Raw genomic sequence first — 21,571 nt, 5'->3', positions numbered from 1 at the left:
CGGCATCGCCAACGCCGTCATCCTGACCCGCGTCATGCGCTACAACGCCGCCGAGTCCCCGGTGAAGATGGGCACCTTCTCCCAGTACCCCTACCCCAACGCGCTCGCCGCATACGCCGAGATGGCCCGCTACTGCGGCGTCGAGGGCAAGGACGATGCCGAGGTCTTTGAGAACTTCGTTGCCAAGCTCGAGGAGCTCAAGGATTTCATCGGCGTCAAGAAGACCATCGCCGACTACGGCGTCGACGAGGCCTACTTCCTCGAGACCCTCGACGATATGGTCGAGCAGGCGTTCAACGACCAGTGCACCGGCGCTAACCCGCGCTACCCGCTCATGAGCGAAATCAAGGAGCTCTACCTTGACGCCTTCTACGGTCGCGAGCCCCAGGACTACGCCGTCCTGTAGACCCGTCCGTTTCCCGCCCGATTTACGCCGCTCGCGCCATTCTCGGCCGAGCGGCGCCCCAGGCGTTCTACGATGGTGCAAGACCTATGAGAAAGGACGGTAGCGCCATGATTCTTCCCGAGTCCAAGACCGTGCTCGTCGAGCACTCCAACAAGAAGGTCTACGACCTCGGCGACAAGATCGCCAAGGTGTTCAACGCCAACAAGCCTGCATCCGATGTGTTCAACGAGGCCCTGAACCTCGCCCGCATCTCCGAGTCCGGCATCCGCACTCCCAAGCCTCTCAAAGTTTCCGAGGTCGAGGGCACTGGTTGGGCGCTGCTCACCGAGAAGGTTCCCGGCGTCACGCTTGCCGACAAGATGGCTGCCGAGCCCTCCAAGTTCTACGAGTATCTGGAGCAGTTCGTCGATCTTCAGGTCGAGATCCACGCCAACCGCTCCCCGTTGCTCAACCGCCAGCGCGACAAGTACGCCCGCATGATCAACGGCCTTCCCCACATCAACGCCACCACGCGCTACAACCTCATGGAGCGTCTCGATGGCATGAAGAAGGAGTTCCAGATCTGCCATGGCGACTTCAATCCCAGCAACGTTATCGTCGCTGAGGACGGTCAGCTCTATGTCTGCGACTGGGCCCATGCCACCCAGGGCTCTCCTGCAGCCGATGCCGCTATGACCTACCTGCTCTTCGCGCTCACCGACAAGCAGCAGGCCGATGCCTACCTCGAGCTCTACTGTGATCGCGCCGATGTGCCCATGCAGGTCGTCCGCCAGTGGATGTCCATCGTTGCCGCAGCCGAGCTCTCTCGCAAGCGCACCGATGTCAATGACGAGTTCCTCATGAGCTGGATCGACGTTGTGGATTACCAGGGCTAAAGCCCAACCACCTTCGCATACAGCGTCAAACCAAGGGTCTCCGAGCTTGCTCGGGGACCCTTTTGCCTATGTCGATGTCGACGGAACCAACCCAAAAACGTCATCCAACGTCAGCGGATGAGGTAGGCGGCTATAAGGCCCTCGTGGCAGATGATGCGAGCCCCTGCGTGAAGAACATTTGATATTCCAATATCCTCAAGGAGCTGTACACGACGATGGTCCAGTGTCCACTCCATCCCCTCTTCCGAGACGCTCGCAGAGGGGCTCAGAGGCACGAATGAAAACGTAGAGCCCTCGCATTCGTCTAAAGCCCAAGAATCTCCCGCCTTGAGCAAGCGAGCGGAATACGCGTCTTCTATCCAAGCGATAGGCGCTTTCCACCTGGCAACACAGCCAAGAGCCGCGAGCGCGTGATCAGTCCGGCCACCAGACAGGCACGTGCAGAGAATGGGGGCGTAACCCCAACGACACTCCACAGCGCGAAGGGCGAGGGACAAGTCGGTATAGTCCTTATACGGGTCATACCGTTCGACTTCGCCAACCAGGCTTTCCGCGCCTGACAAAGCCGCCTGTACTTGATCTCGTCCAAACGAGGACACCGAGTCGGCATCGCCGCAAAACAGGTCGCAGGGGACATGAGCTGAGATGAGGGAATCGAGGCCACGGTCGACAGCGACGACGTGCGCGCATGACTGCGCGAGACTTGTCAGCATTTCAGCCCCTGTTGCCTCCGGAGAACCGCCAACAATCAGCGTGTACGGAAACAAGTCATCAATGACCTTCGACGCAAACCGTACTCCCATTGAACACCCCCACCGACGGCGCCCAAAGGGCGACAAAACGGCATATTATGCAACCCATCATTTCCTTAACGCTCTTACGGCGTCTGTCAAGGAAGATTTTACCTGTTTCATCCAGAGGTCGAATCGCGCCAGTGACGGTATTTTTGTCCACTTTATGATGAGCAAGTGGTACGGTAAGAATGTCGATGGTTCCACATACGCCGCAGTGTGTGGACGAACGCAGAGCCATCTGCGTCCTCACCTACAGATTTGCGTATGCCGAGAGCCCGAGACGTTTTCGTTGGTCCACGGCAGAACGCCGCATATACGATGGAGAGGTTCAGATGGCTGCAACATCGACACCCTCGAAAACCAAATCCAATGCCCCCAACAAGGCACGCCCCTCGCGCACCAAGGACGACCGACCCTCCCTCATGCTCACGAGCGACGACATTTTTCTCTTCTCGAACGGTACGTGGCAACGCGCTTGGGAGAAAATGGGTGCGCACAGGGATATCCAGGATGGCGTGGAAGGCTGGCTGTTCCGCGTATGGGCACCGCAGGTCGCAAGCGTGCATCTCGTGGGCGATTTCAATGGCTGGGATCCCCTTTCAACGCCACTCACCCGCGCAGACAACAGCGACATCTGGAATGCCTTCGTTCCCGGTCTCCAACCCGGCGACCTCTACAAATATGCCATCGAGACCGACGAGGGCGAACTCCTGTGGAAGGCCGACCCTTTCGGGTTCCTTGCAGAAACCTGCCCCGGAACGGCTTCTAAGCTCTGGGACATCTCCGGCTACGCCTGGAAGGACACTACTTGGCTGCGCCGCCGCTCGGAGCGCGACATCATGAAGAGCCCCCTCAACATCTACGAGGTGCACCTGGGCAGTTGGAAGCGCCACGGAAACGAACCTCAGGGAGAGCCTCGCGAAGATGGCACCTGGCCTGGTCCCGGCGATCCGTTCCCCGCTCAACGAGGCACCTATTACACGTATGACGACCTCTCCGATGAGCTTGTAGCGTACGTCTCCAAGATGGGCTACACGCATATCGAGGTCATGCCCCTCATGGAGCACCCCTTTGACGGCTCATGGGGTTATCAAGCCACCGGGTACTATGCCGCCACCTCACGCTACGGCACACCACAACAGCTGATGCACTTCGTCGACGCCTGCCACAAGGCGGGCATCGGTGTCATTCTTGATTGGGTACCGGGCGGTTTCTGCGCAAACGCCGAAGGTCTTGCGACGTTTAACGGCCACATGCTCTTTGAACGTGAGGTCCACCCTAATTGGGGAACCCACAAGTTCGATTTCGGCCGCCCCGAGGTGCGCAGCTTCCTCGTGTCGAACGTCCTGTTCTGGATCGAACAGTTCCATGTCGACGGCATCCGCATGGATGGCGTCTCGAGCATGCTCTACCTCAACTTCGGCGTCGACAACCCTGCTGATAAGAAGTTCAACAAGTACGGCACCGAAGAGGACCTCGATGCATCGGCGTTCATCCGCCAGGTGAATTGCGCGGTGGGGCGCGAGTTCCCCGATGTCATGATGATCGCCGAAGAGTCCACCGCATGGCCCCTCGTCACGTACCCCGCCGAAGACGGCGGATTGGGATTCCACCTCAAATGGGATATGGGGTGGATGAACGATACCCTTCACTACATGCAGTGCGACTTCCCTTGGCGTCCGGGAAACCACAGCCTGCTCACGTTCTCCATCATGTACGCCTTCTCCGAGAACTTCGTACTGCCCCTTTCCCACGACGAAGTGGTAAACGGAAAATGTTCGTTGATAGGCCGCATGCCTGGTGACGACTGGCGCCGCTTCGCGGGCCTGCGTACGCTTGCCTTCTATCAGATGACCCATCCCGGTGCCAAGCTCAACTTCATGGGCAACGAGATCGGCCAACAAATCGAATGGCGCTACTACGAGGCCATCGAATGGTTCCTCGCTAAGGACTTCGACGCTACTCACGGCGCTCAGCAGCGCTTTATCGAGGCTCTCAACCACCTGTACACGTCGCAGCGTGGCCTATGGCAGAACGCCTACAGTGAGCAGGGCTTCGAATGGATCGATGCTGACAACTCGGATCAATCCATCGTGAGCTTCGTCCGCCACGGTGACAAACCCGCCGACGACCTGCTCGTGCTCATCAATTTCGACCCTGCCTCCTATGAGACGTATCGCGTCGGCACCCCGCGCGAGGGCGATTGGGAGCTCGTGTTCAACACCGACGACCCCGCATACGGCGGTTCCGGATTCCCGGTCATCGAGATGGCATCGTCCAAGCCCGAGCCCTGGAACATGCGCGACACGTCGATTGAGATCGGCGTCCCCGGCCTTGCCGGATTGGTGTACCGACGCCGCCGCACCTCTTCCTACAAACCACCCAAACCACTAAAGGTTACGTCCAAAAGTACAAAGAAACAAACACGCGGAACTAAAAAGCCGGCGTCATCGCGTGCGAAGATCATCAAATAACCCGACTAGAAGCCTACGCGAATAGCCTTCCACGCGCCGGGTCGACTGCGCGGAATGGATACCCGTACCCAACCCGAACCCGAAAGGAAACCATGGATAAGATCTACCAAAGCAAAGAAGAATTCGCCGAGCAGTATCGCCAGCATGTGCGCGCTCTTTCTGGCAAGGAATTTGAGGACACGAGCGATATCGACCGATTCACCGCTCTCGCCAAGATGATCGCAGGCGATTCGCGCGTCATCGCCGCCCAGACCGACGAGCGCAATCGCATAGAGGGGAAGAAGCGCGTCTATTATTTCTCGATCGAGTTCCTCATCGGCCGCCTTCTCGACAACTACCTGCTCAACCTTGGCATCCGCGACCTCGTCGCCGAGGCGATCGCTGACATGGGCGGCGACCTCGATGAGATCGAGCACCAGGAACCCGACCCGGCGCTCGGCAACGGCGGCCTCGGCCGTCTCGCCGCCTGCTTCCTCGACTCCATGGCACACGAGGGCATCGCGGGCTACGGTAACGGCATGCGCTACCGCTACGGCCTGTTCAAGCAGGAGATCGTTGACGGACGCCAGGTGGAAGTCGCCGATGAGTGGCTCTCCAAGGGCTATCCATGGGAGGTCAAGCGCCCGGACAAGGCGGTTCGCATCGGCTTTGGCGGGCACGTCGTCTCTCGTCAAGAAGGTGACCGTCTGATCTATTCCGTTGAGGACACCCAGGACGTCCTTGCCGTCCCCTACGACATCCCGATCGTCGGCTACGGCGGAAAGACGGTGAACAAACTGCGCTGCTGGAGCGCAGAGCCCATCGACGTGCACTTCGATCTTGAAGCCTTCAACGCCGGCGATTACACGGGTGCCGACCGCGACCGCGCCAACGCCGAGGCAATTTCCGCCATTTTGTACCCCAATGATGCCGGTGAGCACGGCCGCCTACTTCGCCTCAAGCAGGAGTACCTGTTTGTCGCGGCTGGTATCCGCACGCTTCTCGACACCTTTGAGCGCGAGCATGGTGACGCTTGGGATGAACTGCCCCGCTACGTCGCCATCCACACCAACGACACGCACCCCGCCATGTGCGGCCCCGAACTCATGCGCATCCTCATGGATGAAAAGGGCCTCAGCTGGGATGAGGCATGGGATATCGTGACCAGCACGGTGTCCTACACCAACCACACGATCCTTCCCGAGGCACTTGAAAAGTGGCCCATCTCCACGTTCTCCGTTCTACTGCCGCGCGTCTACCAGATCATCGATGAGATCAATCGTCGTTGGCGCGAAGGTTTTGACATGTCTCAGCCTGAAAGCGCAGAGCGCCTGCGTGCCACCGCCGTCCTGTGGGACGGAGAGGTGCGTATGGCCAACCTTTCGGTCATCTGCAGCCACTCGGTCAACGGCGTGGCGAAGATCCACACCGATATCCTCAAGGCGAGCACGCTCAAGGATTTTGCCGCCCTCAAGCCCGCGATATTCAACAACAAGACCAATGGTATCTGCCACCGCCGCTTCTTCGCCGAAGCAAACCCCACCTACGCGAAACTCGTCAGCGAGGCGATCGGCGATGCCTGGCTCGATGACGCCTCCGAACTTGAAAAGCTCACCGACTTCGAAGGTGATGCCTCCTTCCTCGAGCGCGTCGGCGCCTCCAAGCGCGCGAACAAGATTCGTCTCGCGGAGTACGTCAAACGCGAGTGCGGGCTCGTCATTGACCCGAACACCATCTTCGATGTCCAGGTCAAGCGCTTCCATGCATACAAGCGCCAGCTGTTGAACATCATGAAGGTGATGGATCTCTATAACCGCCGTCTGGCGGATCCCAATTTCAAGATCCAACCCACCACCTTCATCTTCTCCGGTAAGGCGGCGTCGAGCTACACCTTCGCCAAGGAGGTCATCCGCCTCATCAACGGGGTCGCCAACGTGGTGAACAACGATCCCCGCGTCAACGACATCATGAAAGTCTGCTTCATCCCCAACTTCCGTGTATCCAACGCTCAGTTGATCTACCCTGCCGCCGAGATCTCCGAGCAGATTTCCACTGCGGGCAAGGAGGCCTCGGGCACCTCGAACATGAAGCTCATGATGAACGGCGCCATCACCCTCGGGACCATGGACGGCGCCAATATCGAGATCGTCGACCTCGCTGGTCGAGAGAACGAGGCGATCTTTGGACTCACCACACCCGAGGTCGACGAGCTTCGCGCGAATGGCCAGTATTTCGCCTGGGATATCGTGAATTCCGATCGCACTCGACTGGGACGCATCATCGAGGAGCTCACCGATGGCACCTTTGCCGCCCTTTCCGGCAACTTCGAGAGTATCCACCACGAGGTCATGCTCAACAACGACTACGACCTGGTCCTCAAGGATTTCCACTCCTACGTGGATACTTGGGAGGCCCTCACCGCTACGTATCCCAATGCGCAGGATTGGAACAGGAGAGCCCTGCACAATACTGCGATGTCCGGCTGGTTCTCGTCCGATCGCACCATTCGCGAGTATCGTGACGAGATCTGGCACGCGTAAAGGAGGTAGGTCGCACCGGAACGCAGCCGGAATTCCAGGAATGCAACGGTGGCGGCGAGCACGGGAAAGCTGCCACCGGTCCCGATTTCCCGCTTAGACATCTATACATCCCATCGGACTTTAAGGGAGAAATTGATGGCAAGCAAAGAATGCATCGCGATGCTCCTCGCAGGAGGACAGGGCAGCAGGTTGATGGCGCTCACCTCGAAGATTGCCAAGCCCGCCGTCAGCTTCGGTGGCAAGTTCCGCATTATCGACTTCTCTTTGTCGAACTGCGCCAACTCTGGCATCGACACCGTCGGCGTCCTCACGCAGTATCGCCCCTATCAGCTGCATGAGTATGTGGGCTCCGGGCGCGCATGGGATCTGGCGGAACATGGAGCGGGCGTTTCGATTCTGCCCCCCTACGCCACCCAAGACGGCGGTGCGTGGTACGCGGGAACAGCAGACGCGATCACGCAGAACCTCGACTACATCAAGGGTCATGACCCCAAGTACGTGCTCATCCTCTCAGGCGACCACCTGTATCGCATGGACTACCGCAAGATGCTCGAGAGCCATATCGAGCATGGCGCCGACCTCACCGTCTCGGTCAAGCCCGTCCCGTGGGAGGAGGCCAGTCGCTTCGGCATCATCACCGCCAACCCGGACGATGGGCGCATCGAGAAGTTCACTGAAAAGCCCGAGGTGCCCGACTCGAACCTCGCCTCCATGGGCATCTACATCTTCTCGACGGACGTTCTGGTAAAGGCCCTCGAGGAGGACGCCGTCGACCAGCGTTCCAGCCATGACTTTGGTAACGACATCATCCCGAAGCTGCTCGGCGAAGGCAAGCGCCTGTACACCTATGAGTTCCACGGATTCTGGAAAGACGTCGGCACGATCGCGAGCTTCCACGAGACCTCGATGGACCTGCTGGGCGAGAACCCCGAGTTCGACCTATTCGACAAGACCTTCCCGGTCATGAGCAACGACTCCACTCGTCCGCCGCACTTCATCGGCCCCGACGGCCGCGTGGACGACTGCCTCGTTTCGAACGGATGCCGCGTCTACGGCACCGCGCGCCACTCGATCCTTTCCACCGACTGCATCGTTGGCGAGCGCGCCATCGTCGAAGACTCGGTGCTGCTGCCCGGCGCCGTCGTGAAGGACGGAGCACATGTGGTGCGTGCCATTTTGGGCGAGAACGCCATCGTGGAAGAGGGCGTCAAGCTCGGAAGCGTCGACATGACTAAGGACACCGCCGTCGTTGGAAACGACGTCGTCATCGGAAGGGGGGAATGATCCGATGATCAACCGTAAGGCCATCGGCTATATCACTGCCAACTATACAAGCAAGCAGCACAGCGCCCTGCTCGAGAGCCGCCCGCTCGCATCCGTCCCGTACATGGGCCGCTATCGTCTTATCGACTTCCCGCTCTCCAACATGATGAACGCGGGCATCCGCACCGTGGGCGTCGTGCTGCCCGGCAACTACCGCAGCCTCGTCGACCACCTTGGAAGCGGTCGAGAGTGGGAGCTCGATCGCAAGAAGGGCGGCTTGTTCCTGCTGCAGGGCAGCGCCTACGGCACCGCAAAGAAGGGCATTCGCTTCCTTCTACGCGACATCAACACGAACAAGATGCTGTTCCAGCGTGCCTCTGAGCCCTATGTGGTCATGAGTGCCACGAACATCGTCTTCAACATGGATCTCTCCGATGTCATCGACGCTCATGAGCGTAGCGGCTCGGGCGTGACCATGATCTATAAGAAGGCGGATCGCCAGATCGGCGATGTCATGAAGCTCGATATCGACGACAACGGCCGCGTGACCGACCTCGGCTCTGGCTGCGCCTACGGCGAGAACGAGTTCCTCGACTGCTTCATCATCAACCGCGATCTGCTCCTGCAGATCTGCGAGGAGTATGAGACGCTCGACTACCTCGACCTGTTCGACGCCATCCGCCCGGACTTCAGTCGCATCGACGTGTGCACCTATGAGTTCAAGGGTCTCGCCGTCGGCATGTTCAACGAGGAGACCTACTACCGTCGCAGCATGGAGATGCTCAACCCTGACGTCATGCACCAGCTGTTCACCCACAGCCGTCCGGTCATGACCAAGGCGCACGACACCCCGCCGGCAAAGTACAGCTCCGGGTCCAACGCCACGAACTCCTTCATCTCCGCCGGTTGCCGCATCGACGGCACCGTGCGCGGCTCCACCCTCTCCCGTGACGTCGTGGTGGAGAGTGGTGCCTACGTGGCCAACTCGATCATCATGCAGGGCTGCGTCATCAAACGCGGCGCCCGCGTGGAGAACGCGATCGTGGACAAGAACAACGTCATCGAGGCGGGTACCGTCATGACCGGCACTCCCGACAACGTCCTCGTAGTTCCCAAGGTCGCACTCGAGAATTAACAACCCCGCAAAACGCGCAACACGCGCTGAGCGTACAGAAGCGTTACCATGGATACGCCGCCTTGAGGATTCACCCCCGGGCGGCGTATCCGCACGGGCGCCTTTGACCCCGCGCTAGCACACATCAAGGAGATTGGTTACCCCATGTCCGATACCACCCCATCCAAGCTGCACATCGCCTTCGCCAGCGCCGAGGCGGAGCCCTTCGTGAAGACGGGCGGCCTGGGCGATGTCGCGGGCTCCCTGCCCCATGCCCTCAAGGCCGCCGGCGCCGACGTCGTCGTCTTCGTCCCCAGGTACGACACGATCGCCCAGGAATACAAGGACCGCATGGAGCACCTGTGCGATTTCTACGTGCCCTTGGGATGGCGCAACGAGTACTGTGGCCTCGAACGCCTCAACCATGAAGGCGTTGACTACTTGTTCGTCGACAACGAGCGCTATTTCAGCCGCGGCTACCCTTACGGCTTCTTTGACGACGGAGAGCGCTTTGCCTACTTCTCCAAGGCGATCGTCGAGGCGCTGCAATACCTTCCGCACACACTCGACAACTTCACCTGCGACGTGCTGCACTGCAATGACTGGCATACCGCCATGGCTCCCGTGTTCCTGCGCGAGTTCTACCAGGCGCTGCCCCTGTACCAGAACGTGAAGACCGTCTTCTCCATCCACAACATCGCTTTCCAGGGCCAGTACAGCGCCAAGGTCCTGAACGACATCCTCGGCCTCGCACACATCCCCGCCGCCGCCTTCCAGCTCACCTGCGGGCCGGACGCAGTCAACTACATGCAGGGTGCGCTCAACTACACCGACGCCATCACCACGGTCTCCCCCACCTACGCCGAGGAGATCAAGACTCCTGATTTCGGCGAGCACCTCGACGGCATCCTGCGCCGCCGCGCCCCCATCCTGCAGGGCATTGTCAACGGTATCGACACCACCGCCTTCGATCCCACGACCGATCCGCGCATCGCCGCGAACTACTCCGTTCAGGACCGTGCCGGCAAGGCGGAGTGCAAGGCACGCCTACAGCAGGAGCTCGGCCTTGAGGCACGCGACGACCGTCCGCTCATGGTCATGGTCACGCGTCTCACGCGCCAGAAGGGCATGGACCTCGTAACCTACGCTCTCGATCGTATCCTCTCTGGCGGCGTCCAGGTCGCGGTTCTGGGCACCGGCGACACCGAGTACGAGAACGCCCTGCGCTATTTTGAGGGCAAGTACCCCGGCACTATGGCGGTGCGCATCCAATTCGACCCCGCGCTCTCGCAGCGCATGTACGCCGGAGCCGACCTCTTCCTCATGCCGTCGCTGTTCGAGCCCTGTGGCTTATCGCAGATGATCGCCATGCGCTACGGCACGCTTCCCATCGTACGCGAGACGGGTGGCCTCAAAGACACGGTCATCCCGTACAACCAGTACACCGGGGAGGGCACCGGCTTCTCGTTTACCCACTTCAACGGTGACGAAATGGCTGACGCCGTCTTCCGTGCCGTCCACCTGTTCTGGGATAACCGTGATGCCTTCAACGGCTTGGTCGAAAACGCCATGAAGGCGGACTTTAGCTGGAAGCGCTCCGCCGACGCCTACATCACCCTCTATCACAACCTGCATCCCGAGATCCCGATGCCGCAGCCACAGTCCGAAGTTGTCGAAAAGCCCAAGCAGGAGCTCTCCCCCGCCGTCGAGACCGATGCTGAACCCAAGACGGAAGTGAAGAAGGAGTCTGCCGAGAAACCCGCTCCGGCGAAGAAGGCCACCACACGCAAGGCCGCCGCTAAGCCGGCCGCGTCCAAGACCGCCGCGACCAAGTCCACAGCGACCAAGAAGACCACGACGACCAAGGCCGCTGCTGCCAAAGCGAGCGCCGCCGCCAAGACGACCACCCCCGCAAAGGCACCGGCGACCAAGACCCCGACTGCCAAGGCGACCGCCGCTGCAAAGACGACGGCAAACACCAAGACGGCCGAAACGAAGGCACCTGTCGCCAAAGCAACAGCTGCCAAGACTGCCAAGACGAGGGCAGCAACCCCCAAGACCGCTTCGACAAAGGCGGCAGCAGCAAAGCCTGCCACCTCGAAGGCCAGCGCCACCACATCCGCGGCCCCAAAGGTCACTGCGACCAAGACGGCGGCCAAGACGGCTGCGGCAGCCCCTGCGGCCAAGCCTGCCACTACCACGTCCGCCGCAGCCGCCACTGTGACTAAGGCAACCACCGCCAAGCCGGCAACAACCACTGCTGCGACCAAACCCGCCGCAGCTGCCACCACGGCAAAACCGGCCTCCCAGCCGACCATGAAGACCGTTCCCAAGGCGACGCGCCGTGGGAGCAAGAAGTAGCCTTAATGCCCCCCCTTGCAACTCCACGAGCAAGTGAGCCGGATTTCATCCGGCTCACTATTTATTGCTTCGCCGCGCGTCCCATTCGCGGCATCACCGGCACAACAACGCCCCCGTCCAATGCCCCTGGCCTTGCGCCCAGCACACGCCGACCGCGCCGCTCGCAATTCCAGACGACCCCTCCTACCTGTATAATGTACGCGCATTATTCCCGAATCCCCAACGGTTACCCTCATGAAGCTGATTCACAACTCCCGCCGCTCAGAGCACCGCGTTCCCTTCGGTGCCGTTTGCGTCGGTACGACCGTCCACATCTCCCTCAGCGTCGAGGAGGCAGATGCGAGCTTCCTCAAGGGTGAAGTCCGCACCTGGGTCGATGGCCGAGGCGAAGCGCTCATCCCCATGACTCTCGGCGACAACAACACACTCGTCGCCGATATTCCCTGCCATGAGCCGTGCCTCATCTGGTACAGCTTCATCGTCACCACCTCCGATGGCGCCCAGGTGCGCGTGGGCGCGCGCGATGGTTCAACGGGCGGTCAAGGCGTGATGTACACCGACCGCAATGACGTTCCGTCCTTCCAAATCACCGTATACAAGCACCGCGAGCACCGCCCCTCGTGGTACGAACGGGGCATGGTATATCAGATCTTCCCCGATCGCTACCGCCGCGACGCCAAGTGGCGCGAGCGCGCGCAGGCAGTCGTTGCCAAACCGCGCAAAGGACCTGGCAAGCATCTGGTCGAACGCTGGGAGGAGCCTCCCGTCTATGACCGCAACGAGGACAAGTCGATTCGTAGCTGGGACTTTTACGGTGGCTCCCTTGAAGGCATCAGGGAAGACCTGCCGCGCCTTAAGGGCATGGGCATCACTGCCATCTACCTCAACCCGATATTCGAAGCGCTGAGCAACCACCGCTACGACACGGGCGATTACCTCAGCATCGACCCGATGCTCGGCACGGAGGAAGATTTCCGCCGCCTTGCCGATGACGCGGCCGCCATGGGCATCTCGCTTATCCTCGATGGCGTGTTCAACCACACGGGCGACGATTCCATCTACTTCAACCGTTTTGGAAACTACTCCGGCACGGGCGCGTGGCAAAGCGAGGATTCGCCCTGGCGCGACGCCTACTGCTGGCACGAGGATGGCACATACGACTCATGGTGGGGCATCGATAATATGCCCGCCCTCAACGAGAAATCCGAACACGTGCGCAATCTCTTGCTCGGCAAGGACGGCGTGATTCGCACATGGCTGCGCGCCGGCGCGCGCGGCTGGCGCCTCGACGTTGCCGATGAACTGTCCGATGAACTCATCGCAGAGATTAAGAGCGCAGTGCTCGAAGAGCGCTCCGATGGCCTGCTGCTGGGCGAAGTGTGGGAGGACGCCTCGAACAAGGTAAGCTACAGTGAGTTGCGCCGCTACTTGCTGGGCGATGAGCTCGACTCGGCCATGAACTACCCACTGCGCGACGCTATCCTTGGCTTCCTTGTGGGAGGCGAGACCGCGCATCAATGCGCCGAGCGTCTAGAGACCCTCCGCGAGAACTACCCGCCTGAGGCGCTCTCCTGCTGCCTCAACCTGCTCGGCAGCCACGACAAGCCGCGCATCGCCTCCGTGCTGGGCGGCGGCCCTGACGAGTCTCAACTGCCCGAGGAGGAGCGTGGGCGCTTCCGCTTGGACGAGAACTCGATGGGTCTCGCCAAAGGGCGCTTCTGGCTTGCCACGCTCATGCAGATGACGTTTCCCGGTGTCCCCTCCATCTACTACGGCGACGAATACGGCCTTGAGGGCCTCTCCGACCCCGGCAATCGCCGCACGCTGCCCACGCCCGAGGATGCGCGCGATCGCGACATGCTCACCATGGTGCGCAACACTTCGATGCTCCGTCGCGCGCTGCCGTTTTTGATCGACGGTACGCTCGAGAGCTTCGCTCTCAACGATGACGTGCTGTGTGTGAAGCGCCGCGGCGCCGACGGCCAGGTGGTCTCGCTACTCATCAACCATAGCCTTTCCAATACGCGCTCGGTGCGCGTGCCGGTGGAAAACGACGGCGCCGTGGACCTTATCTCGGGCGCGGACCTCGAGCGCGGGCAAGACGGCTGCGCCGAAGTGCGCTTGTGGCCGCTCGGCAGCTCCTTGGTGTATGCGCACCGCACGAAACGCCTGCAAAAGCCGCTCGACCGCGGCGCAGGCGTGGTGGCGCACATCACCTCGATTCCCAACACGGGCGGACGTTCCGGCACGCTGGGTGCCCCCGCGCGGCGCTTCATCGACCACCTCTCGACCATGGGCATGCGCTATTGGCAGGTCCTGCCGGTAAACCCCACCGACGCCTTCGGTTCGCCCTACGCCGGCCCCTCGGCCTTCGCGGGCAACGCGAACCTGCTGGAGGAGTCCGCCGTCGAGCTCGCTCATGCCTACAAGCAGTTCAAATCTCAAGGCGGATTCACGAGCAGGGAGTTCTTTGACTTCGCCTTGGAGAACGAGAGCTGGCTCGATCCGTACTGCGCCTTCATGGCCGTCAAAGATGCGCTGGGCGGCACCTCCTGGCATACATGGCCGGCCGAGCTGAGGCGCTACAACGTTTCCATCTTCGCCGATCAGCGCTTCTCCGATCGCGCTCGCTTCCACGCCTTCGCCCAATTCCGATTTGAGCGCGAGTGGGCCGAGATGCGCACGTATGCCAACGAGCACGGCATCCAGATCATCGGCGATATCCCCATGTACGTGGCTGACGACTCAGCCGACGCCTGGAGCGAACCCGATATGTTCAGTCTAGGCAAGGACGGGATGCCCTACGAGATCGCCGGCGTCCCACCCGACCGCTTCTCCGCCACCGGACAAGTGTGGGGCAACCCCACCTACCGCTGGGACGCCATGAAGGCCGACGGCTACGTATGGTGGCTCGCGCGCCTGCGTCGCAGCTTCAAGCTGTATGACCGCGTGCGTCTGGACCACTTCGTTGGCTTCCACAATTACTTCGGCATCCCCGCCGGCGGTACCGGCGCGGACGGCCAGTGGATGCCCGGTCCCGGCATCGACCTGTTCGAGCGCGCTTACGAGGAAATGGGGCCATTGCCGCTCATTGCCGAGGATTTGGGCATCCTCACACCCGGCGTGCGCGGCCTTCTGGCAAGCACGGGCTTCCCCGGCATGGACGTGCTCGAGTTCGCCGACTACGACGTGCGCCAGGGTATTCACCCGCACAAGGAGAAGGTGCTCTACATCTCCACGCATGACACTTCGACCCTCGTGGGCTTCTGCCGACGCTCGTTCTGCTCGGACGGAAGCGTGGAGGGTTCGCGCTACATCGCCACCGAGATCTTGAACCAAGCGCTCGGCAGCAATGCCGACGTGGCTATGATGCAGATCCAGGACGTGCTGCGGTTGGGCGACGAGGCTCGCATGAACGTACCCGGCACCGCCGAGGGCAACTGGAGCTGGCAGGCAGATGAGGCGGACCTCGTAGAAAACGAGCAACCCATGGCCATCGTCATGAACGAGACGGGGCGCTTTGCCGGGTGATCCTGCGCCGCGCCGCTTCGGATGCGCATTTGGCCAGGGGGGGTATCTAGAGCCCGCCCTCGGCACGCTCTTCACACCGCTGGTATGCGCCTCGACCCTCCTTTGGCATATCGTGCGCGTGCGATTTATGGATGTCTTGAACTGCAGACTCGGACATCGTGGGCATGATGGGGTAAAGTATCCCGCGTACACGTTTTGCGCCCGCCAGGCTTAGACCGGCGGGCGCCTTTGAGAGATTTGGGTGAGAATAATGGCACGTTACGACTATCGCTGCAGCGCATGTGGCAATGTATTCGAGGTTGAGCACGGCATGACCGAACATCCCGCGGTCGCCTGTCCCGCATGCGGCGGCATGGCCGACAAGGTCTTCAGCGCAAGCGGCATCAAGTTCGAAGGGTCGGGCTTCTACAACACCGACCAACGCAACGGCGGGTCGGCAACTCCGGCCACGAGCGCGCCAGAGCCCAGCTCCTCCGGCTGCGCCTGCGAGAATTGCCCGCACGCGTAAGACAAGACGCGAAAGTTGACCTCAATTAAGTACAGATACGTAATTGAGGTTGCCAGGGCTACTTCCGGACAAAGCGCGCACAGAAGTGGCCATCGAATCCATCGCGAGTGGGATGGCTCTGGAATAGCCCGTCAGCATTTTCGCATACGGCGAGATCGTGCGCTGCCGCTGCGTACGCACTTCCCGCGTCGCGCAGAGCGTCGGACACCGAGACGGGTACAAAGCCCTCCCCTTCCGGCGAGGCCAAAAACGCGGTCACGACCCCGATGTTCTCGGCCCGCAGCACCGAGCAAGTGGCGTAGATAAGCTCCCCGTGGGGCGCCACGCGGTCTGCGGCGGCGCGGAGCATGGCGAGCTGCAGCTTAGGCAGGTCGCGATCACACTCCTGCGGCGTGAGGCGCCAGGGAATCTCGCCATGGCGACGCATGGTGCCGGTACCCGAGCACGGCGCGTCGACAAACACGGTGTCGAATCTAGCAGCATGGCGATACTCTTTGTCCAACACGGCCAAACAGGCATCCAAATCGGTCGCATCGCCGGCGACAAAACGTATCTCGCCTAGGCCGGATCGATCCACGCGCAGGGAGTTCGCCTGGCATTTGCCCTCGTACAAGTCGAGCGCGAGGTGATCATGGTCCAAGTCACGCCGTTTGGCATAAGCCATCATCATGAAGGTCTTGGTGCCACGCCCCGCACCGATCTCCAAGCATGTCCCCTCACGGGTGGCGACAGCCGCGATCAGCTGTGCGTAGTAGTCAGAGGCCACCAGATCACCCCGGTCAAAGGCGCCGGCACGAACGAGAGCTCCCACACGGTCGACGCGCATGGCACCAGGAAGGCCCAACGCGGTGGCACCGTCCTCCTCAAGCGCTTCCGCCACGGCATCGGTGCGCAGCGGGTTCACGTGTACGGATATGGGCGCCGACTCAAGTTGGGCATCCAGCACATCCTGTGCGCCAGCTTCACCCAGGGAGTCCACGATCCTGCGCACGAGCCACACGGGCAGTCCGGCACGGCGCGCGCGGGCTACCGCCTCGCGATGATCCTCGGCAACGTCCTCGGCGCTCAGAAAAGAGAGTCGGTTCTCGCACACGCGTCTCAACACGGCGTTGGCGAGTCCGGCGGCTCCGCGCGAGACGCTCCGAACGAGCTCAACGCCCTGACTTACCACGACCTCGGGCGCGGTTTTGAGATATAGGGACTCGAAGACGGCGATGCGCAGAGCCATGCGGACAGAAGGCTCGAGCGCTTTTGGTTTCGTGATATGAGGGGCAAGGGCATCGTCAAGACATCCGGCGGTGGCCGTTGACCCCAAAGCAAGGCGCAGAGCGAACGCGGCGTCGCGAGGGTCGAGTGCCGCGGACTCGGCGGCATGCGGCAGAAGCTCGCGGGCGTAGCGACCTGTTCGCTCGGCTTCGCTCAACACGGTCAGCGCAACGCGTCGCGCCGGTGACAGCCGTGCCATCTCTCCTCCTTATCTCCAACCCCAATGGTGCAATTGGGGTACGTCCCCAACTGTGTCAATTTCGCGCGCCATTGCGGCACGCCCCCTTTTAGCACACTCCGCAAACCGCCTAGGCGAGTTTGCCCCACCCGGCGGTCTCCTCTCGTATACCCGCGCAGAAAGACGCAGCGTCCATTTCGCGCTTGCCGTCGGGCTTGATGGAGGTGACCTCGAGGACGCCGTCGGCACATGCGAGTAATAAGCGCTTATCGCTCATGGAACACACGCCTCCCGTCAGGCAGGGCGCGTGGCTCGCGACGGCGGCACGCATGATGCGCACCGGCTTACCGGCAACGATGCAGCGTGCGGGTGCCGCATCGGAAGATGCCAGCACGCGACGCTCGTTACTCTGGACGCTCACAGCGGGATCGAGGCGCAACTCCGCCTTGACGATCTTTGCGGCATGCGTCACGAGCGACTCATCCTGCTCGGTCCAGACGGCCGAACCGTCCGCGATGGCGGGAAGCGTGCTCACCAGCAGTTCGCCGCCGAGCTCGGCCAACTCGGCCGTCAACTCATCAGCGGACTTGCCCGGGACCGGGCAGCTCGCCTGAGCGCAATACGCACCCGTGTCCACGCCGTGGCCGATACGCATGATGGACACGCCGGTCTCGGCATCACCCTCCAGGATGGAACGCTGGATGGGAGCCGCACCGCGCCAACGCGGAAGCAGCGAGGCGTGAACGTTCACGCAGCCGTGAGGGGCCATGGTGAGTACCTCATCGGGCAGGATGCAGCCGTAGGCGGCGACGCAGAAGATTTCGGCCTCGACGGCGCGCAGAGCGTCGAGCACCTCGGGCGTCATGCGATTGGCCTCCATCACGGGCAAGCCAAGCCCGAGCGCGGCCTCCTTGACCGGCGACGGCTCGAGCTTCTTGCCGCGCGAGCGCACGGCGTCCGGACGCGTGAGCACCAAGGCGACATCGTGGGCGGCAGCGAGCTTGCGAAGCGAAGGCACGGCGAAGGCGGGCGTACCCATAAAGACGACGCGCATGGCTACTCCGTCTCGCCCGGCTTTGCGCCACGAGCAAGCGCCTCTTGATACTGCTTCATAGCATGCATGCGCTGCTTGGGGAGCAAGCGCTCGAACATCGTCTTGCCGTGCAGGTGATCGATCTCGTGCTGAAGGCACACACAGAACAGGTCGCCGGCGGCCTCGTAGCGAATGCACTCGCCCTCGAGGTTATAGGCCTCGACCACCACGTGATCGGGACGGCTGATCTCGCAATTAATGCCCGGTATGGACAGGCAGCCCTCGTTGTAAGGCACGCGGTTGTCGGACTGCTCCACGATCACCGGATTGATGAGGACGTAGGGGTCGTAATCCTTCTCGGAGGTATACTCGGTGTCCACGATGGCGAGCTGGATGGTCTCGCCCACCTGCGGGGCGGCCAGGCCGCAGCCGCCGTTCTCGAACATCTGGACCTTCATGCGCTCCACGAGGGCACGCAGGTCGGAGTTGATCTCCTCGACCTCGGCGCACTCCTGGCGCAGACGCGGGTCCGGCGACAGCACGATACCGTTGATCTCCATGGTCTTCCTTTCGTACGCGGGCGCAAACCCGCACGTATTCACCGTGTTCTATAGTACCCGCATTGCCTTGCGAGGTGATGGGCGATATGTGCGCGCGAAGCATCTCCACCGGCGCGTACGTCTCAATTTGCACCTGTCCCCAATTGAGACCCACTACATAAGGTCATAGGCATCGACGTCGACGGCGATGCTCACACCGGGACGCGTGCCGGCGCGCGAGACCGACGCACTCAGAGCTCCGGACAAATCACAGCCAAGCGGCGCCTTGACGATGATGTGGAAGCGATACCGGTCCTTGGCCCGCTCGATCACACACGGCGTGGGTCCCAAGAGCTGCGGGCGACCCAATAGCTCGCGAGACGAGAACTCTCCGTTGGCGCTGCCGATCTCGACCGCCGGGTGCAACATGGGCGCCTCGTCCAATCCGAACTCGGCGCGGAGCTCCTCCGCGATACGCACGACCAGGCCACGAGTGGCGCGTTCGTCCTTTCCCCACACCAGCACGTTGGCGAGCCGCACGTACGGCGGATACAGGGCCTCGCGGCGCATGCCCAGGTCATGCTCGGTAAACAGGGACCGATTATGCAATTTGACAGCACGGATGACGGGTTCGTCGGGCAGGTAGGTCTGGATGACCACGCGGCCCGGGTCCTCACCGCGACCGGCGCGACCCGCGACCTGCTCGAGGAGGTCGAACGCGCGCTCCCCCGCGCGGAAGTCGGGCATCTTGAGGGCGTAGTCGGCATTGATCACACCCACGAGCGTCACCTCGGGGAAGTCCAGGCCCTTGGCGATCATCTGCGTGCCGAGCAGAACCGCGCATTCGGCTGCATCGAACTGCTCAAGTAGCTTTTGATGCGCGCCCTTGGTGCGCGTGGAATCGGCGTCCATGCGGATCACCGCCACATCCCCGGGCAGCAGCGCGCGCAGGGCGTCCTCGACCTGCTGGGTGCCCAGCCCCATTTTGGCGAGGTAGCGGCTCCCACATTTGGGACAGGCGCTGCCGTACTCGGGGTACGGCCGCACGCGATAGGAGGAACCGCAGGTATGGCACTCGAGCGTGTGCGTGCGCTCATGATAGGTGAGCGCCGTGGAGCAGTGCTTGCACGTGGGAACGCACCCGCACTCACGGCACATGAGGAAGCTCGCGAACCCACGGCGGTTGTGGAGCAGCACGGCCTTCTGGCGCTTCTCCACAACCTCATCGAGCGCGTCGAGCAAAGGCTTTGAGAAGATGGAGCGGCTGCCGGAGGCGAACTCGCGGCGCAGGTCGGCAACGATGACCTCGGGCAGGCACGCGGTGCCGGGGCGCTCGGGCATCTCGACCCGGGTCCAGCGGGCGCCTCCGAACGTGCCCGCCTCGCATCGCGCAAGCGCCTCGGCCGACGGCGTGGCGGACCCCAGCACCAGGGCGCACCCGTGGAGCCGCGCCAACCTGGCGGCAACCTCGCGCGCATGGTAACGAGGGCTGCTCCCCTGCTTGTAGCTCTGCTCGTGCTCCTCGTCGATGACGATGAGTCCGAGGTCGGCAAGCGGGCAGAAGAGCGCCGAACGCGCGCCCACCACCACACGGGCGGCACCGGAGCGCACCATGTCCCATTGATCCAAGCGCTCTCCCGCAGAAAGGCGCGAGTGGAACACCGCGACCGCGTCGCCGAAACGTGATCGGAAGCGGCCCACGGTCTGGGCCGTGAGCGAGATCTCAGGCACGAGCACGCAGGCGGAGCAGCCCTGGGCGAGGACGCGCTCGATGGCGGCGAGGTAGACCTCGGTCTTACCCGAACCGGTGACGCCGTCCACCAGGACCACATCGCCGGATGCGGTCTCGGTCGCGCGCGCGATCGCGTTGAGGGCACTTCGCTGCCCCGCCGTGAGCTCTTTGGGCGCCGCGGCGTTCGCGGAAGACAGCGTGGTCGAGCCCTCGCACCCGCGCCAGCTGCGGCGCTCCTCCACCGTCACCACACCGCGCTTCTCGAGCGCGCGGATCGTGGCGGACAGGTCGCCGTTCATGAGATTGAGTTCACGCGTAGTGACGGGTCCGCAGGAGAGCGCCTCGATGAGCTGGCGCTGACGCACGGCGCGCTCCGCCGGCTCGAACGAACGCCCCTCCTCGGTGAGGCTCACCCAGCGGGCCGTGACGGGCGTCACCGCCGGCGGTTCATACGCATACGATCCGTCCTCCTGACGCACGACCTTGCCGGCGCCACCCGGGGGCAGCAGCAGGCGCAGGCACTCGGAGAGCGGCGCCACGTATTCGCGGCTCATCCAAAACGCGAGCTCGGCGGAGGCGGTGGAGAACGCCGGAGCGGCAACGACGTCACGAACCGGCTTGATGCGCGCGGGGTCGAGGCCCTCCGCGCCCGGGAGCTCCCCCAGGGTGCCCGCGCGCGCAACCACATACCCCGCCTCAACGCGGCGCCCAAACGGCACGAGCACCGTGGTGCCCACCCGGCAGCCACCATCCAGCGCGGAAGGCACTGCGTAGGCGAAGGGCTCGGACAGCGCTCGTGCCGGGATGTCGATCACCACGGAGACATAGCCCAACACGGGCTCCGAGGCCGCCCGCGCCACGTCTCCACCGGGTACGGCCCCTCCTAGGGGGCGAAGGGCGCCCGCTTGCGCAGACGCCCCCTGATCGGCCGTATTCAATTCGGGAAAGAGCGATTCCTGGCCCGCCATGCGAAAACCG

The 21,571-nt window shown here is 62.3% G+C and carries 14 protein-coding genes; 9 read left to right on the top strand and 5 right to left on the bottom strand.

All coding sequences use genetic code 11. The annotated features are described in order from the left end of the window. Both Q5Q88_RS07265 and Q5Q88_RS07260 read left to right on the top strand, forming a co-directional pair. Nucleotides 1–406: iron-containing alcohol dehydrogenase (locus Q5Q88_RS07265; protein WP_302742603.1), on the top strand; the 406-nt coding region annotated here is incomplete at its 5' end. 107 nt (nt 407–513) lie between these two features. Further along, nucleotides 514–1,281, top strand: coding sequence for a phosphotransferase family protein (locus Q5Q88_RS07260; RefSeq protein ID WP_302742607.1), 768 nt, complete (start codon nt 514–516; stop codon nt 1,279–1,281). Nucleotides 1,282–1,391: 110 nt separating this feature from the next. Here Q5Q88_RS07260 and Q5Q88_RS07255 read toward each other — a convergent pair whose 3' ends face one another. Beyond that, nucleotides 1,392–1,994: a thiamine diphosphokinase gene (locus Q5Q88_RS07255; RefSeq protein WP_302742601.1), complete on the bottom strand. Its 603-nt coding sequence runs from the start codon at nt 1,992–1,994 to the stop codon at nt 1,392–1,394. A gap of 503 nt (nt 1,995–2,497) precedes the next feature. Between Q5Q88_RS07255 and glgB the strand changes: the two genes are divergently transcribed. The 7 genes from glgB to Q5Q88_RS07220 all read left to right on the top strand — a co-directional run bounded on the left by glgB (nt 2,498) and on the right by Q5Q88_RS07220 (nt 15,845). Then, entirely contained in the window at nt 2,498–4,549 is a 2,052-nt protein-coding gene (glgB, locus tag Q5Q88_RS07250) for a 1,4-alpha-glucan branching protein GlgB (protein WP_302742605.1), read from the top strand. 92 nt (nt 4,550–4,641) lie between these two features. Beyond that, nucleotides 4,642–7,068, top strand: coding sequence for a glycogen/starch/alpha-glucan phosphorylase (locus tag Q5Q88_RS07245; protein WP_302742599.1), 2,427 nt, complete (start codon nt 4,642–4,644; stop codon nt 7,066–7,068). Between the two features lie 135 nt (nt 7,069–7,203). Further along, entirely contained in the window at nt 7,204–8,352 is a 1,149-nt protein-coding gene (locus Q5Q88_RS07240) for a glucose-1-phosphate adenylyltransferase (protein WP_294123379.1), read from the top strand. Nucleotides 8,353–8,356: 4 nt separating this feature from the next. After that, nucleotides 8,357–9,466: a glucose-1-phosphate adenylyltransferase subunit GlgD gene (glgD, locus tag Q5Q88_RS07235; RefSeq protein WP_302742597.1), complete on the top strand. Its 1,110-nt coding sequence runs from the start codon at nt 8,357–8,359 to the stop codon at nt 9,464–9,466. Between the two features lie 144 nt (nt 9,467–9,610). Next, nucleotides 9,611–11,806 (top strand): glycogen synthase GlgA, encoded by a 2,196-nt coding sequence (gene glgA, locus Q5Q88_RS07230; protein WP_302742595.1) that lies wholly within the window; start codon nt 9,611–9,613, stop codon nt 11,804–11,806. Nucleotides 11,807–12,040: 234 nt separating this feature from the next. Beyond that, complete coding sequence (locus Q5Q88_RS07225) at nt 12,041–15,337, top strand: 4-alpha-glucanotransferase (RefSeq protein WP_302742593.1); 3,297 nt, start codon at nt 12,041–12,043, stop codon at nt 15,335–15,337. 250 nt (nt 15,338–15,587) lie between these two features. Next, nucleotides 15,588–15,845 carry an FmdB family zinc ribbon protein gene (locus Q5Q88_RS07220; RefSeq protein ID WP_302742591.1) on the top strand — a complete coding sequence of 86 codons (258 nt, stop codon included), beginning with the start codon at nt 15,588–15,590 and terminating at the stop codon, nt 15,843–15,845. Nucleotides 15,846–15,903: 58 nt separating this feature from the next. Here Q5Q88_RS07220 and Q5Q88_RS07215 read toward each other — a convergent pair whose 3' ends face one another. The 4 genes from Q5Q88_RS07215 to priA form a co-directional block, all read right to left on the bottom strand. Next, nucleotides 15,904–17,310 (bottom strand): RsmB/NOP family class I SAM-dependent RNA methyltransferase, encoded by a 1,407-nt coding sequence (locus tag Q5Q88_RS07215; RefSeq protein WP_302742589.1) that lies wholly within the window; start codon nt 17,308–17,310, stop codon nt 15,904–15,906. Between the two features lie 109 nt (nt 17,311–17,419). Then, nucleotides 17,420–18,343 carry a methionyl-tRNA formyltransferase gene (gene fmt / locus Q5Q88_RS07210; RefSeq protein ID WP_302742587.1) on the bottom strand — a complete coding sequence of 308 codons (924 nt, stop codon included), beginning with the start codon at nt 18,341–18,343 and terminating at the stop codon, nt 17,420–17,422. A gap of 2 nt (nt 18,344–18,345) precedes the next feature. Continuing rightward, nucleotides 18,346–18,882 carry a peptide deformylase gene (def, locus tag Q5Q88_RS07205; RefSeq protein WP_302741724.1) on the bottom strand — a complete coding sequence of 179 codons (537 nt, stop codon included), beginning with the start codon at nt 18,880–18,882 and terminating at the stop codon, nt 18,346–18,348. Between the two features lie 153 nt (nt 18,883–19,035). Then, the gene (gene priA / locus Q5Q88_RS07200) at nt 19,036–21,561 is read right to left on the bottom strand and encodes a primosomal protein N' (RefSeq protein WP_302742585.1); all 2,526 of its coding nucleotides are present in this window, start codon (nt 21,559–21,561) and stop codon (nt 19,036–19,038) included. Nucleotides 21,562–21,571 lie beyond the last annotated feature (10 nt).

This window comes from uncultured Collinsella sp., from assembly GCF_959026545.1.
Classification (GTDB): domain Bacteria; phylum Actinomycetota; class Coriobacteriia; order Coriobacteriales; family Coriobacteriaceae; genus Collinsella.
The sequence above is the reverse complement of the archived record's forward strand: the minus strand, read 5'-3'. Positions and strand labels throughout refer to the sequence as shown.

Excerpts from the sequence above, each read along its gene's own strand:
- glgA (WP_302742595.1), top strand. The coding sequence starts at position 9,611 with ATGTCCGATACCACCCCATCCAAGCTGCACATCGCCTTCGCCAGCGCC.
- Q5Q88_RS07240 (WP_294123379.1), top strand. The coding sequence starts at position 7,204 with ATGGCAAGCAAAGAATGCATCGCGATGCTCCTCGCAGGAGGACAGGGC.
- Q5Q88_RS07245 (WP_302742599.1), top strand. The coding sequence starts at position 4,642 with ATGGATAAGATCTACCAAAGCAAAGAAGAATTCGCCGAGCAGTATCGC.
- Q5Q88_RS07260 (WP_302742607.1), top strand. The coding sequence starts at position 514 with ATGATTCTTCCCGAGTCCAAGACCGTGCTCGTCGAGCACTCCAACAAG.
- glgD (WP_302742597.1), top strand. The coding sequence starts at position 8,357 with ATGATCAACCGTAAGGCCATCGGCTATATCACTGCCAACTATACAAGC.
- def (WP_302741724.1), bottom strand. The coding sequence starts at position 18,882 with ATGGAGATCAACGGTATCGTGCTGTCGCCGGACCCGCGTCTGCGCCAG.
- Q5Q88_RS07215 (WP_302742589.1), bottom strand. The coding sequence starts at position 17,310 with ATGGCACGGCTGTCACCGGCGCGACGCGTTGCGCTGACCGTGTTGAGC.
- Q5Q88_RS07220 (WP_302742591.1), top strand. The coding sequence starts at position 15,588 with ATGGCACGTTACGACTATCGCTGCAGCGCATGTGGCAATGTATTCGAG.
- Q5Q88_RS07225 (WP_302742593.1), top strand. The coding sequence starts at position 12,041 with ATGAAGCTGATTCACAACTCCCGCCGCTCAGAGCACCGCGTTCCCTTC.
- glgB (WP_302742605.1), top strand. The coding sequence starts at position 2,498 with ATGCTCACGAGCGACGACATTTTTCTCTTCTCGAACGGTACGTGGCAA.
- priA (WP_302742585.1), bottom strand. The coding sequence starts at position 21,561 with ATGGCGGGCCAGGAATCGCTCTTTCCCGAATTGAATACGGCCGATCAG.
- fmt (WP_302742587.1), bottom strand. The coding sequence starts at position 18,343 with ATGCGCGTCGTCTTTATGGGTACGCCCGCCTTCGCCGTGCCTTCGCTT.
- Q5Q88_RS07255 (WP_302742601.1), bottom strand. The coding sequence starts at position 1,994 with ATGCTGACAAGTCTCGCGCAGTCATGCGCGCACGTCGTCGCTGTCGAC.